Raw genomic sequence first — 14,449 nt, 5'->3', positions numbered from 1 at the left:
AAAGAGGTGTTGAGTAAATGGATATCGTTATCAAAAAACCTAGAACAATACATTCAGAAGCTATTGCTAATATTTGCTCAAAAGGCTGGAAACAAACCGTAGAAGGAATGTTAAGTGAAGAATATCAAATGAAGAATGTAGAGTATTGGTACAACAACGAACGTGTTAAAAATGACATAGAGGCAGGATTTTATTCTTACATAGGATTCCTTAATTCAGAAATTGTCGGGGTAATTGGTGGTGGAAAAACGAATTCAAATGCAGGAGAAATATATGTACTTTATGTTGACGAAAAGATTAGATATAAAGGGGTAGGAAAAAAGCTACTTGAATCATTAACTCAACAACAAATTAGGGAAGGGATTTCTGAACAATGGGTTTCTGTACAAAAAGATAATCATAGAGGTATCCCATTTTATGAAGCAAGAGGATTTTTATATAAAGAAAAAAGAATCAAAGAAATTGAAACAGGAGAAAAACAGATATCATTACGATATTCAAGAAAACTATATTCTTATTGAATTAATTTGGGCGCGCGTTAAAGATGAGAACGAACGATAGCTATTTTTTTGTATAGGGAGAAGAGTTAAATAAGAATATTATGCGGGGGGTGCTAGATTTGCAAAAATATAATATTTGCAATACTTCATTTAAGTGGAATAAAAAGCAAATTGCTCCCCTTTTGGGTTTTAGTACTTGAACTATAATCGTAGTTATCTTTTTCATCTTTCTTCGACTAACCTGCACAATTCGGGCTGGACTTAATAAAACAATACTGCACCAGCCAAAGGAATTGTTGTTGTATTACTTTTGAATTTCTATATCACTTTTGTACTCCAAAATATCTCCAGGCTGACATTCTAGTGCTTTACAAATTGCCTCTAATGTTGAAAATCGAATCGCTTTTGCCTTTCCATTTTTCAGTATAGAAAGATTAGCCATTGTTATTCCAACCCTATCCGAAAGTCCTGTTACGCTCATTTTCCTTTTAGCCAGCATTACATCAATATTGATTATAATTGCCATTGTTTTCACCTCAGACTATTAAGTCATTTTCTGATTTTATATCAATCGCTTGTTGTAATAACCTTTGAAGAACAGCAGCAAAAACTGCGATCACCATGGAAGCAAACGCGGGAACCGTTCCAACTATGATGAGACCCGGGGCATCGTCTAGCTCTGCTACGAGATAAACAAATGGCATAATCACCACATACAGACCACTGATTGTTATTGCACAGAATTTGATGTTCTTTAGAGATTTAACAGACAACTCCGAGAAAGCTTTATTCTTGTCAATATAGCTTAATAGTTTAAAAGCCTGATACAACGCAATGATGAACGGTATTACTGATACATATATACCTATTAAAATTGGATATAGTATATGGGCATAATCTGGATTTACTGGATTATTAGCTAACCAAGGCAAACCAACTATACATAAAGCAAGAACTGGAATTCCAATAAAAATAACAGCTATCTTTAAGAAGAGTGTTGTTCCTCGTTTCATAAAAGCACCTCATTTATTTATTATAAATTTGATGTTACCATAAAATTTATCGTTTATCAATAAATATTTATTGATCTATATTATATTTTTATTGAGATATTACTTTATATTAGGCCAAAAAAAGCATTCCTCATATAAAGAAATGCTCTATAGGCTGATAATGCTTGTTTTTTATAAAACTCTTTATCTTCCATCTAGGACTGCTACCATATCTCTTTCCACCGCCAGGTCGTTATGCAATCTATAAAGACAATTCAGGTAATTATATACGTATCATTGATTTTACCAAAGAGAATTAGGTGATTTTCGCAAAACAGGTAAATTAAAATTTGCCTGTTTTTATTATCTCCTTGCTCCACTTTAACACAACAATAAGAACGTCATTATGGCGGTCTTTTTACTAAGGGCAGGATTTTATAATAAATATGGGGAATCTATTATCTATGAACAAAGCCTACATTTGATTCATTATCCAATGAATCAGTCATTATACGATGTCCATATTAATAAAGATTCTTTTGATTTAACGGGTATGCCTTCATCCATAAAATTTCATAGGAATAGATGGTTTGAATAACTTTTCACTGATTTGCTCTGGGCCATGGCCATAGCAACCATCTATTTACATGTAATAATAAAACATTTTTTAACTCTGGTTCCGTTGGTTGCTTTAATGAACCTTATGCTCATTATGGGATTATTGACATAGATGAGGAAGGATTTATTATCAAGCAACAGGACGTATCATAATCTGGCTGGTACTCCGTTCTGACCCCTCTTAGCTCTCAAGGGTAGTCCCAGTTGCTTGTAACCAAAGGTTTGCCCAGTTCTACGTAACTGTGCGTATTCCAGTGACCACATGACTACCGTCGGAGTGACTAAGACATGGAATGCTTCGACTTTAACCCACCTCTCTCTAATGATAAACTAAACGAGATATGACTACCCTGCAAGGAGGAATAACTATGACAAAAAAGCTTATCCTGGCATCTGCTTCACCAAGAAGGCAGGAGTTATTAAACCAAGTGAAGATACCTTTTACTCTCCGAAGCCAAAATATAGATGAATCACAAATCAGGACAGATGACCCGCTTGAGAAGGTAAAACAATTAGCATCATTAAAAGGTCGTAATGTTCCGATAAAGCATAAGGATGAAGTGATTGTCTCTGCTGATACGGTTGTTTCCTACAACCGAGTAATCTTTGAAAAGCCTACCAATAAGGAGGAGGCTGCTCAAATGATTTCTGCGTTAAGCGGTGATGTTCACGAGGTATTTACTGGTGTCATGATTCGTTCACACGATGATGAAGTTGTATTTGCGGAACGAACAAAGGTAGAATTTTGGCCACTAACTGAAGATGAAATTGACTGGTATATTTCCACGGATGATCCATACGACAAGGCAGGTGCTTACGGGATTCAAAGTATTGGGGCCATGTTCGTAAAGAAAATTATCGGGGATTACTACAGTGTCGCAGGTTTGCCGATCTCTCGCGTAGTCAGGGAACTCAGGAAATTTTCTGTGTATCCAGGAGAATAAATAGGAAGGCAGAGAGAAAACCACCATCCCTCTTCAAATTCATTTCTGACCTTCTGCTAACAACAGTTAATAGTAACTCACTGACTACATTCTATTATAAGGTTCTTTTACATATTCGAGGAGTCTTCGTTTATTCTTGCGCTAGTATCGTGCGATGTTTAGAAAGCAAAAAGATATCAGAATCAAATGAAAATATTTTCTGCATGCCCCGTTACCCGAAGAAAGACCACCGTGTGTAGGCGATCTCCTTATTGTGCTAAAGCAGTTGTGTAAAAACAAATAATCTTTAAGTATATAACCTAATAGTCTACAGTGCTATTAACAAATTTTTTAAATTCCTCCTCCTCTTCTACAAATGGGTTATGATTGCTTAGTTCAAACGTTGTCATTGTCGCATTTGGCATTAAATCTGCTGCTTCTTTTGAAAATTCGTGGGGACATTGTGCATCATATCGTCCACAGTAGATAAAAGCCGGAATGGAAACGTTTGACAATATTTTTCTTAAATCATAGGTTTTTAACTCTTTGTATGAAAAGTAATTTAAACGTGGACTGACAACTTTTCCACTGTTCGGTCGGTTCATTATTTCCTCATATTGATTAGGGTTAAAGATTGACATCAACATCCATTCTTTATTTAGTGCTCTTCTTTCCTCTATCGGGGTTTCGGATGAATCGAGTAAGTTTATAATTTCTTTAATACGGGCATTATTCGGATTATCTTTGCAATAAATACTCCCCGGATGATACATGTACTCTGCTGATGCACATAGACCACCTGCAACAATTTTAGTCAAACTTTCCTCTGCCATTGTTGTATATTTTAACGCAAGCATTCCGCCTGTTGAATGCCCAGCAAATCCCCATTTTTGAATTTCTAAGGCATCTCTAATTGCTTCTAAATCTTTCACTGTTTCAGACATACTATATTCTGAGTCCTGCTCAGCTTTATCAGATTCACCACAACCCTTTAAATTTATTAAGTAAACTGAATAGTTCTCAGTAAATGGCAATGCAAATGTATTTCCTTTAGTATTAAATTCGCTATACAAGTGTGTTACACATAGAGGATTTCCATTTCCTTTTTGGAAGTATTCAAAGATTCCTCTACTTGTCTCAATAAGGTACTGTTTCCACATACTAATCCCCCCAAGCTACCTCTTATTAAAATTACTGCATGATAAATACTAGCTTAATATTAAAAAAACACTGTTTAAAGGTTAAAGACGACCGTTTCGATAATCGCCCTGTTTAATTCTTGCACCAGAAAGTTGAAGCCAAAAATTCGCTTTAGTTTTTTGAAACTACATCTATTTTTCGGCTTCACTTGAAGGATCGCACCAGTTAGCTTAATGTTTTTACACGGGCACTTACTTAAAAAATTCAGCTTTTAGTAGATAAGCAACGTCATATTCCTTTAACTCATTCATATGACTCTCAACATCATCATAATAATCCGCCGTAAGCGAACTCATGCCATTTTCATCATTAGAATAACTAATATTTGCTAATACTACTTCGCCTTCGTTCAAGGTTTTCTTTCCTTGAAAATTACCCCATACACTCGACATTTTTTCTATGCCATTGGAATTTGTATCAAAACCACTTATTGAAGCCGTGCCGCCGTTACTATCAATTCCAATATTAATGGTATTTTTCTTTTCATTATCATTTTTTGAGGTTGCAAAAATAATCGAGCCACCTTGCTCTACCTCCGTTGTTACATGACTTAATTTATCATCAACCAATTTACCTAATTCATATTTCTCAATCCATACAGAAATTTCTTTGTATTCACTGTCTATATTGAAATCAAATACAAATGATTTATCTGAAGTAGTTGAAAGTATGGCGTTTTCTCTCGCTGTTAATTCAGCACTAGAAATAGTGTTTGAGTTAGAATCGTTATTACAAGCGCCTAAAGCAAATACAAGTAAGACTAATAGAAGTATCGCAAGTATCTTTTTTATTTTCATTCCCCACCTTTCAGTTATTTTTCTGATCTAAATCTCAGTCAAGTAAACTGCCGCGTTACTTCCCCCTACTCTTTCCACTGTCCAAACTCTTCTTTAGCAAACCCGCCTGTTAAATCAACAACAGTACAAGTAATCGCTATTTAAGTAAAACACCAGTTAGCGCAACAAGTGTTATAAATACCCCTTCAATCTTATAACCTTGCCTTCAACTTCTGAACCTATCTCTTCCATTCCGTTTTTTTGATAAAACGAAATTGCAGAGGTATTATTTGGTGATACTCTTAGGTGGTACTCACCGACTTTATTCTTCTTAAAAAAATCTCTTGCATAATTGTGTAATTTTGCTCCTTTACCCTTTCCTCGTATTTCAGGTATTAAATAATATAAATGAACATATCCGATGTTCCTACCTTCATATTCTCGAATGGATAATTCAAGTTGTCCAATATATTCTCCACCTTCTTTAACTAAAATAAAGCCCTCAGGAAAATCGTTTGTTTTCTCTTTTAACCAACTTAGATACTCTTCTTTCTCAAAATTCGAGGTATTTCCAAAGCTAACTCTAAATGAGTCTTTACGAAATTTGACTACTTCGTTTTGATGTTTCTCAAAATTAATTCCCTCAAATTGCACATTATCACCCCTTGAAAAATATCATTTCCCTTGTTTAACGCTAGCACCCGATGTGCATAAGGGACAATTTTCTATTTGCTGGCTTCGTGAGAAAAGGTTTATTTTAATAGTACTGAAAAGAATTCCCTGATATCATCTGGTAATTCTGCTACTGCAAGAATTTTTAACCTTTCTGTTCCTGGAGAAGTCATAATTACATAAGACTTATTATTATAATCAAAAAGAGTAAATTGTCCTATCATATTTGCTGAGTTAACTTGAATATAGTTGAAATCTTTTTCTGTAAAATTGTCTTCGTAACCATCTAAGATTAGTTTTTGTATTTCCTCAAAACTGTCTGCATATGTCAATTCTTGATACAGTTCAAGTGAATTTTTAGGTGTAAAGAAATACAGGTAATACGTTGAACCACCAACTATAAATAAGACTAAAACTAAGAAAACAACCCAATCTTTTAGCGTCTTTTTCTCTGTAACCATTAGTTTTTCTCCCCCTTTTCTTCTCCAGCTCTTCTGCTCCTTGTATAAATTCGACAAAAAAGGTGCTTCTCCTTCTTTTGAGGATGGCACCCAGTTAGTACAAGAGAGATTTATAAGTTGTTTCTTTTTATTTACTATTTAAATTTTGCCATATAACTTGGTTACAGGGGGATTGTTGACTACTAATTCAAAAAGAAGGATGGTATCCGCTTTGGAACCATCCTTCTTCTTTGGAGTAATTAATGTAAAGAGCTTTTGTAGTAAATTGGAAATAAAGCCTAATAGCCCTTTTGATCTCCTTCTTTAATTGAAGCTTTGGGGTTAAGGTCATCTTCTTCAACTTTTTGGAAACCTTTATCTAACCTTCCTGCATTTTCAATGTCGCCAGAAGCCTTGTAACCCCCGACCTCTGCATTGGAAGTTGTTCCATAAAGACCCATTCCACCCAACTCCACATTGATTCTTTTTGGATCTTGTTCTTTTTTCTTACTCACGATTATCACCTCAAATGGTAATATGCCCAAAAGAGGCAATAATATCGTTCATACCACTGACATTTTTTTATTAAAAGCGAAATTTTAACTCAAGATTCCTTATTATGTTGTATAACAATATGATTAATGGATAACCCTTTAACAACATGGCTAGCGGTATAACTTTTCCTTTAATAAATTAGGTTAATGTATCAGAATAGCTTTAATACCATCCTAACCTTCTTTTTGGTTCCACCAGTTTGTTGAAAAAGTAATATCCTTACTGTTGCTTCTTTTTATCTCAATATACTATTTACTAGTAACTCTTCCCAATCTTCAAATGACAACTTTTCAGTATAATGTTTTAATTCATTAGGAACTTCAATATAACACATCAATTCTAAACTATTTCCATCTGGGTCATCAAAATAGACAGAAGCATTTCCCTGATGTGGTCTTACAAATGGCTCAATCGATGTTCTACTTCCAAACGTTACAGCTTCAACTTGGATGGATTCAAGCCATTTTATAGACTTTTTTAAATCCTCGTAAGTAACTCGAAAAGCAATATGTCTTAAAGATGGGTGATATGAAGTCTGATACTCCTTTCCTTCCCACAATCCTAACCAACTTTTATTTTCTTCTATCCAAAAGAATGCAGTGTCTTCATCACGCCAAGCAAACTTTAAACCTAATTTTTGGTAAAATTTAATTGACACTTCTAAATTTTTTACAGGTAAATGTGCCTCGTATAATCCTTTTATTATTACTCCCACTCCTTTGATATGTATTTTATCTTCAATTATTCCACCATATCATGTAATAAGCATTTATCCATTTTCCTTTTCGAAATTTATTCAACTCCACTTTCTAGAATCTTGAAAGTCTTCTTTTCACAATTAATTTCAGCCATTGCACCATATGATAATATAGATTTCGGTTCGGTATGGCCAAAATTCAAGTTATAAAGAATCGGCAAATCCTCCAAATTAAATTCCTTCATTACTTTTTGAATTTCTTCTTTATATTCATCGTAATACTTCTCATCTTGTGGTTTACCAAAAATGATTCCATTTGCTTTTTGTAGAATGCCTTGCACAGCATAATTTCGTAGCCAATACATAATAAGATTTGGATCTGGTTTTTCTTCCGATGTTTCAAAGAAAATTATGCTGTTCTCCCAAAATATTTTCTCAGGCCAAAGTTCTGTTCCTTTTGCAAACTCTAGTACTTCAATACAACCACCAATCAAATGTCCCCGTGTTACACCTGATCCCTGAAGTACCTCGTAACCTGAATTTTTCCGCATCGTCCGTCGAATGTTCTTATTCTCTTCTACCCATTCTAAACGCTCACTTGTCCATTCATTAGCTGGTTGAATTTCACCAATAGTCTCATTAGAAAAGAGCGTTCGATTCACCATATCAATCGTATATGGATCCATCTCCACGTTTTCAGCAAAATCGGTTAAGATTGCTGGACCATAAAAAGAAGAAATTCCAGCTTTATGACAAAATAAATGTGAAATGGTCACATCAGAGTACCCCATAAAAACTTTCGGATTTTCACGTATAATGTCAAAATCAATATAGGGAAGTAAGCGAATGCTATCGTCTCCACCAATATTTGCAATGATTCCTTTTATACTTTCATCCTTAAATGCCATCATCAAATCTTCAGCACGAGCTTGTGGATTTTTATAAAGATAGTCTCCCCCTTTCAAACTATTAGGCATAGGGGTAACTTCCAGTCTAAAAATCCCCTCTATTCTTTTTACACCTTGTTCATACCTCCATCTAAGGTCTGGTTCTCCTGCTCCTCCCCAAGAAGGACTTACTGTTGCAACACGATCTCCTGCCTGCAATTTTTTTGGCTTAATTAACATATTAACTCCCTCTCTTATATAACTCGATTATTTAAGTATGGATTATAATTTCTATAAAACATCAAATTACCTACTGTATTTCATGAATAAATGCTGTGATTTAGTTAAGTATCTATAATCAAATAATAACATAATGCCCAAAATTATAATTGCAAATTTCTGAAATTAAAAAAAGAAAAAGACCATCATTTATAATCTTATTTGTTTCAACTCTTATAGCCGATTTGATCTCAATCATTTACCTCTGGCATCATATAGTTGAAGTAACTAATAAAAGGTGCTTTGTTGTTTCACATACTTCCAAAAGCAAACTTGCAATTTATTATTGTCTAAGTCGTAAAAATCAAAAAAGTTATGATCACCATCATCTTGTAATTCAGTTACTTCCATACTGTTAGTACAAAAGTAGAGATTTACTTTAAAATATAAACCTCCACTATTTAATATAAAAATTATTAGTTCCAAGCCCTATCAATTAAAAATTGCTATCTGATTTCTACCGTTTTCTTTTGCTTTATATAACGCGGTGTCGGTCTTTTCGATAAATTCTTCTATTTCCTCTCCATTGTAAGAAGATACTCCAATGCTGATTGTAAAATATATACGTTCATTGTTATAAGTGAAACCCGATTTTTCTATAGCCTCACGTATAAGTTCCGCTATTATTAGTCCTTCATCAACATCGGTATTTGGCATAATAACTGCAAATTCTTCGCCTCCAAAACGTACAAAAGCATCTGTGTCTCTTACATTGCTTCCAATAATATCTGAAATATGCTTAAGTGCTTCATCACCACATTGATGACCAAAATTATCGTTAACTTTCTTGAAATGGTCTATATCTAACAGCATAAAAATCAAAGGGGTGTTATTCTTTTTACTAAAAGGAATTGTCTTTTCCATAATAAAATCAAAATACCTTCGATTATAAATTCCAGTTAATGCATCTGTAATCGTTAATTCTTCTACTTTATTTAACAATTTGGAAGATTTATTCATGAAATATCCAACAGACAGAACGACGGACCAATTAATAACTGAACCAGTGGTAAGTTCTATCATCACATATGTCTCAGTGCTAGTTTTCTGAGCGACCTCCGTTGTGAACTTCAAAGCAGTGTAAAAGATGCTAGCTCCTACAATTACTTTCCATTTCGGATACATATAAGCTATCAGGATAGTCGGAATTAGAAAGAGCGTCCAAGTCCTTGGAAAATGTCTATTCGCTTCATTAGATAAAATCGTGTCCATAACAACAGGGGAAAACGTAAATAAAATAATTATTAAGTAGTATAAACCTTTTCTTTTCAATTGCTTTCGTTTCTCCTTTCGGTAATCCAGCCATCATTGCTTAATGCTTTAGACCTGTGATTTTGCGTCATTACCTTTCGATAATTTTGCCTTTTTCAAAAGAGTTGCTAAGTAGATAAGTATACAACAATTAGATGCGATGTTTCCAAGGTTTTGCTAAATAATCTAATTTCCCTCTGTATCCATTGTCTCTTATTGAACTAACCGTTAGCTTTAGGTAAGAGTTTGAAGTTGTGTGCGTTTTCGCACATACGGCCTTCGCGAACCTATCTTCTATTGGACAATTAATTGTAGGTCTTGGTTCCATAGCACCATCAAAGAAAAAACAAATTTCATCTCTGAGTTTCAAAGCCATTATCGCTGGTACTATGGCAAGATTTATTACAGCTATTTTTGTAAATATGTTTATCTAAAAAGAACAACGTATATACTAGACTGAGTTCAGTAAGGTTAACTCTCTTAAAAACCTTTTAAACTATCCTTATTCCATTCTATTGGATAAGGATAGTTTTTCTTTATAAATTATTAAAATTTCCGTTTTTTCATAGAAGCCCTTTTTCAATTTTTAAGAAGTTGAAGAAGAATGATTGTTAAGCTATTGGATTTTTACAAAAAAATAGTAACCGCAGAATAAATCAATAACAAGCACATAATTAACCGAAATGCCCTATCATGCTTCGCAAAAACTTTTTTAAATAGCGAGCCAAACCCTGACCACAGAAGTAATGCTAACCAACCTAGGAAAATTGCTAATGTTAAATAAAAAACAATGGATTTAATAGAATTATTGAACGGCAGTATGAAAGCACTCATCACAGTTAACAAGAACAAAATGCTTTTGACATTTATGATTTGAATGATAAAACCTGATAAAAAAGAAGATTTCACGTCACTAAAATTATCTTTGGAACTTTTTGGTAGACCCACCTGCCAAGCCAAATAGAGTAGATATACTGCACCAGCTATTTTAAAATATGGCTCTACTACAGGAATCCAATTGTATAATCCTGTTGTAGCTACTCCACTGATTGTTCCAAGCACGGCAAATCCCGCTAAGATTCCGCTACTAAACTTCCAAGATCCCACAAAACCATATTTACGTGCTTCATTCATCATCAAAATGTTACTTGGACCAGGAGTAATTGATGTAACCATCACATAAGAAAGAAACGCTACTATACTCATAAATTCACCTTCATTTGCTAATTTACTATGGATAGCTTTCATTGTATGATAAATAAAATTGAAATTTAAAAAAGCATTATCATTTTTTTCGATACATTAAAAAAACGAAGGTGAGATATGATATGGAAATTAGACATCTTATAACATTTATGACCATTGTAGAAGTAGAAAGTTATACAGGATCTGCCTCTAAATTGGGTTATACTCAATCTACTTTAACCTCTCATATCCAGGCACTTGAACGTGAAATTGGTGGGGAACTTTTTACGTATGTAAATAGAAATTTGCAGCTTACTCATTTAGGTAGAGAGTTAATACCTTTAGCAGAGGATTTACTGTCTACTCACGAACAGATTAAGAACATGCGGAGCACCCACGAAGTCAAAGGTGTACTGAAAGTGGCTGCACCAGAGTCTTTGACAATCTCTAGGTTAGGTCCAATAATAAAGGAATATTCCATGAAATTTCCTAACGTCAAATTAATACTAACCAACGGTACATGTGGGCAAAACCAAACTGACTTAATAAGTGGGAAAGTAGATGTTGCATTCATGGTTTATCCAGAAATAAAAGCCGAAAAATGCTTACATTACTCACTATTAGAGGAGAAGATTGTCCTTGTGAGTAGTAATGATGATCTGGACCACTTTGACGAATATAAAAAAGATAACACCCATTTTTTCATCACAAATGAAGAAGGTTGCAGTTATCGGAAAATGTTTGAAAGATACCTCTTAAAGCATGATATTTACAGCTTTCAAACAATGGAGTTATGGAGTATTGATGCAATCAAAAAGATTGTTATGAGTGGACTTGGATTTTCTGTTTTACCTTACATTACAGTCAAAGAAGAAGTAAATAGCGGAAAACTAAAAATAATAAATCATAATGAAACATTCGAGCCAATTTATTCCCATATGCTTATAAAAAAGAAAAAGTGGTTATCTCCAGCAGTAGAGGCTTTTGTTGAACTTGTTTTAAATTCAGCTAGTGAAACTGATAAAAAAATGTCTGCTCAAAATAAATAATAAAATTAGCCCATCAAAGCTAACAAAAGAAATGGCAAATATCACAAAAAAAACATTGTTACAGTTAACGAGACAGGATTGTCTTTTAAAATTTCAAAGAAACATAATATTGTTATATAGGGAGATATTAATATGAGTGTAGGGGTGTTAGCAAATTCAGTATTTTATTTAGTTATGGTAATTACATTTATAGCAATTGTTTATAGTTTTTTTCGCAAGGAACACATAAGAATATCTATTATCAATTTAATAGTTCTATTTTCGATACCGCTGGTTACCTTTCGAAACACATTAAAAGAACCAGCGGGCACGGAATTAAATCATTTGATTAATTCTTTAGCACAGGGTTCTTTATGGGCAATATACGTTACTATGGCTTATATATTTATGTTAATTTGGTGGTATATTTTTTTGAAGAGATTGCGCAAAGCCAAGTAATAGGTGTATTTAATAAATAAAGAAAAATAGAGCTTCCATTTTTGGGAAGTTCTATTTTTTTATGAATATTTCAGAGTTATTTAACCGTCTCCCAAAATTGTGATGCTGCTTTTGTAATTGGTACATCTTTTAATTTCATTATCACAGGTTCTACACTAAAATCAAACTGCCTGAATTCAAATATCTTTAATTGTTCATAGAACAGGGATTTATAGTTCATTCTTGGAATAATGGAGATGCCTAACCCTCGATTGACAAGTGCAACAACCATTGGAATATCTTTGCATTCGACAATAATATTGAGCTTCACCTCATGCTCTTCAAAGGCTTTTAATATATTCCCATACAAGGAGTAACCCTCCATAGCACCTAGCATTATAAAAGGAAGGTGAGCAATTTCCTCTAACGTAGGTTGAGCTGAGAGTAAGGTTGTCCAACTAGTAGGAACAATGAGGATGGTAGGTTCTTTTTTCAGCGGTTTCATCTCATATTGCTCTGTATTACTCGGTCTTAAAAGTAAAGCAATATCAATTTCTTTTTGTTTTAACTTTTTTATTAAACCTTCCGAGTCCCCAGAAAAAATGTTAATTTTGATTTGAGCAAACTCTTCTCTAAATCCTTCAATGTAATCAATTAACATATTAGAACATGCAGATGAGACACCTATACGTACCGTCCCTGTAGTACCTTCTTCAATTTCATCAATACGTCTTTTCACTTCTTCCATTTGATTTAATAATTGTTCTGCATATTGATATAACAGCTGACCGGATTCAGTCAATTCCCATTTTTGACGATAGCGGTGAATTAAAGTTGTACCTAACTCTGTTTCTAATTTTTTTAATAGTTGACTTAATGGGGGTTGTGCAATGTTCAATATTTCAGCTGCTTTCGAAATATTCCCTTGTTTAACGATTTCTTTATAATACTGTAACTGACGAATATCCATATCCTCAACTCCATTATATACTTTTACATATGATATATATTAAATATATATATTTTTAATATATCAACTTCCATGCTACTATGGAAGTTATATTATTTTATAAAGAGGGATTTTATGAAACATATTAATGTGACGAAGCGACTTTTTTTGTACATCTTTGGCTTGTTTTTTCTTTCACTCGGTGTCAGCTTTTCAATACTGGCAGATCTTGGCGTATCGCCAGTCTCCTCGTTAGCCTATGCATTTTCACTGTCCTCCAGTTTATCAGTCGGGATTATGACAGTTGTCGCAAATGTTTTATTTATTATCGTACAAGTTATTTTAAGTAAACAATTCCATTTGAGGGAATCTATCGTGCAATTAATTATTGCATTTTTATTTGGTTTCTTTATGGATGTAACATTATTCCTGTTACAACTATTACCCACACCTGAAACATTAGTAATGCGCTGGGGATTTTTAATTATTAGTTTATTCATTGTAGCAATTGGTTTATTTGGATATATCAGTGCTAAATTCCCTTTAATGCCATATGATGAGTTAACACATGTCATAAGCGATAAATTTAATATGAAATTTGGTAAAGCAAAAGTTTCCAGTGATTTATTAAATGTTGGGGTGGCAGGTTTGGTATGTATTATTTTCATTCAATCATTAGGATCAATTGGTATTGGTACACTAATTGCAGCGTACTTCATCGGTAAAATCGTCGGCTGGTTAATGAAAAATTATCAAAAGTATTTAGTGCAGTGGATTTATAAAAATAAAGAAGATTTATATAAAGAATCCAAAGCGAATACGACACTTCAAAAAGAAAACACGAGTCTTTCATCTTAACATGAAGATTCGTGTCAAAGTGTCGGTATTTTGATGTCAATCGCCTTTTTCCTATTTTATTATGTACTGAATACCTAAAGTTTGGATACTCACATTTACCTAAAACTAGTTAACAAAAGAACGAAACAACAGAAATTTGAAGTATAATGGTACCATTCTTAAGTAGGGTGGTCGTTATATTCCCGTTAAACCCCGGCTATT

At 33.6% G+C, this 14,449-nt stretch carries 17 protein-coding genes and 1 riboswitch; of the genes, 5 read left to right on the top strand and 12 right to left on the bottom strand.

The features are described from left to right. Nucleotides 1-17 precede the first annotated feature (17 nt). Nucleotides 18-521, top strand: a complete 504-nt coding sequence (locus tag QGM71_RS14585) for a GNAT family N-acetyltransferase (protein ID WP_327608294.1) — start codon at nt 18-20, stop codon at nt 519-521. Nucleotides 522-804: 283 nt separating this feature from the next. Here the strand turns inward: QGM71_RS14585 and QGM71_RS14580 are convergent, their stop codons facing one another. Both QGM71_RS14580 and QGM71_RS14575 read right to left on the bottom strand, forming a co-directional pair. Further along, nucleotides 805-1,026, bottom strand: a complete 222-nt coding sequence (locus QGM71_RS14580; RefSeq protein ID WP_327608293.1) for a helix-turn-helix domain-containing protein — start codon at nt 1,024-1,026, stop codon at nt 805-807. 10 nt (nt 1,027-1,036) lie between these two features. Beyond that, on the bottom strand, nt 1,037-1,513 hold the full coding sequence (locus QGM71_RS14575) for a DUF2975 domain-containing protein (RefSeq protein ID WP_327608292.1): 477 nt from the start codon (nt 1,511-1,513) through the stop codon (nt 1,037-1,039). Between the two features lie 965 nt (nt 1,514-2,478). Here QGM71_RS14575 and QGM71_RS14570 point away from each other — a divergent pair. Further along, complete coding sequence (locus tag QGM71_RS14570; RefSeq protein ID WP_327608291.1) at nt 2,479-3,054, top strand: Maf family protein; 576 nt, start codon at nt 2,479-2,481, stop codon at nt 3,052-3,054. A 299-nt stretch (nt 3,055-3,353) separates the two neighbouring features. Here the strand turns inward: QGM71_RS14570 and QGM71_RS14565 are convergent, their stop codons facing one another. The 8 genes from QGM71_RS14565 to QGM71_RS14530 form a co-directional block, all read right to left on the bottom strand. After that, nucleotides 3,354-4,193, bottom strand: coding sequence for an alpha/beta fold hydrolase (locus QGM71_RS14565; RefSeq protein WP_327608290.1), 840 nt, complete (start codon nt 4,191-4,193; stop codon nt 3,354-3,356). 231 nt (nt 4,194-4,424) lie between these two features. Then, nucleotides 4,425-5,030: a hypothetical protein gene (locus QGM71_RS14560; RefSeq protein ID WP_327608289.1), complete on the bottom strand. Its 606-nt coding sequence runs from the start codon at nt 5,028-5,030 to the stop codon at nt 4,425-4,427. Between the two features lie 171 nt (nt 5,031-5,201). Continuing rightward, on the bottom strand, nt 5,202-5,663 hold the full coding sequence (locus QGM71_RS14555; RefSeq protein ID WP_327608288.1) for a GNAT family N-acetyltransferase: 462 nt from the start codon (nt 5,661-5,663) through the stop codon (nt 5,202-5,204). A 98-nt stretch (nt 5,664-5,761) separates the two neighbouring features. Then, nucleotides 5,762-6,199: a hypothetical protein gene (locus tag QGM71_RS14550; protein WP_327608287.1), complete on the bottom strand. Its 438-nt coding sequence runs from the start codon at nt 6,197-6,199 to the stop codon at nt 5,762-5,764. A 221-nt stretch (nt 6,200-6,420) separates the two neighbouring features. Further along, nucleotides 6,421-6,636 (bottom strand): hypothetical protein, encoded by a 216-nt coding sequence (locus QGM71_RS14545; protein WP_327608286.1) that lies wholly within the window; start codon nt 6,634-6,636, stop codon nt 6,421-6,423. A gap of 275 nt (nt 6,637-6,911) precedes the next feature. Continuing rightward, nucleotides 6,912-7,382, bottom strand: coding sequence for a VOC family protein (locus QGM71_RS14540; RefSeq protein WP_327608429.1), 471 nt, complete (start codon nt 7,380-7,382; stop codon nt 6,912-6,914). An 86-nt stretch (nt 7,383-7,468) separates the two neighbouring features. Beyond that, nucleotides 7,469-8,500: a S66 family peptidase gene (locus QGM71_RS14535; protein ID WP_327608285.1), complete on the bottom strand. Its 1,032-nt coding sequence runs from the start codon at nt 8,498-8,500 to the stop codon at nt 7,469-7,471. A 471-nt stretch (nt 8,501-8,971) separates the two neighbouring features. Continuing rightward, nucleotides 8,972-9,811 carry a GGDEF domain-containing protein gene (locus QGM71_RS14530; protein WP_327608284.1) on the bottom strand — a complete coding sequence of 280 codons (840 nt, stop codon included), beginning with the start codon at nt 9,809-9,811 and terminating at the stop codon, nt 8,972-8,974. Between the two features lie 17 nt (nt 9,812-9,828). Then, nucleotides 9,829-9,912: riboswitch (cyclic di-GMP riboswitch) on the bottom strand. A gap of 132 nt (nt 9,913-10,044) precedes the next feature. Here QGM71_RS14530 and QGM71_RS14525 point away from each other — a divergent pair. Continuing rightward, nucleotides 10,045-10,224: a nucleoside transporter C-terminal domain-containing protein gene (locus QGM71_RS14525; RefSeq protein WP_327608283.1), complete on the top strand. Its 180-nt coding sequence runs from the start codon at nt 10,045-10,047 to the stop codon at nt 10,222-10,224. 193 nt (nt 10,225-10,417) lie between these two features. Here the strand turns inward: QGM71_RS14525 and QGM71_RS14520 are convergent, their stop codons facing one another. Further along, nucleotides 10,418-10,996: a LysE family transporter gene (locus QGM71_RS14520; RefSeq protein ID WP_327608282.1), complete on the bottom strand. Its 579-nt coding sequence runs from the start codon at nt 10,994-10,996 to the stop codon at nt 10,418-10,420. A gap of 122 nt (nt 10,997-11,118) precedes the next feature. Here QGM71_RS14520 and QGM71_RS14515 point away from each other — a divergent pair, with 122 nt between their 5' ends. Beyond that, on the top strand, nt 11,119-12,024 hold the full coding sequence (locus QGM71_RS14515; protein WP_327608281.1) for a LysR family transcriptional regulator: 906 nt from the start codon (nt 11,119-11,121) through the stop codon (nt 12,022-12,024). Nucleotides 12,025-12,538: 514 nt separating this feature from the next. Here the strand turns inward: QGM71_RS14515 and QGM71_RS14510 are convergent. Further along, entirely contained in the window at nt 12,539-13,411 is an 873-nt protein-coding gene (locus QGM71_RS14510; RefSeq protein ID WP_327608280.1) for a LysR family transcriptional regulator, read from the bottom strand. Nucleotides 13,412-13,525: 114 nt separating this feature from the next. Here QGM71_RS14510 and QGM71_RS14505 point away from each other — a divergent pair, with 114 nt between their 5' ends. Beyond that, nucleotides 13,526-14,248 carry a YczE/YyaS/YitT family protein gene (locus QGM71_RS14505; protein WP_327608279.1) on the top strand — a complete coding sequence of 241 codons (723 nt, stop codon included), beginning with the start codon at nt 13,526-13,528 and terminating at the stop codon, nt 14,246-14,248. Nucleotides 14,249-14,449 lie beyond the last annotated feature (201 nt).

Origin of the sequence: Virgibacillus tibetensis (assembly GCF_036026595.1) — a bacterium.
Lineage (GTDB): Bacteria > Bacillota > Bacilli > Bacillales > Amphibacillaceae > Virgibacillus_P > Virgibacillus_P tibetensis.
This window is presented reverse-complemented; position numbering and strand designations above follow the sequence as displayed.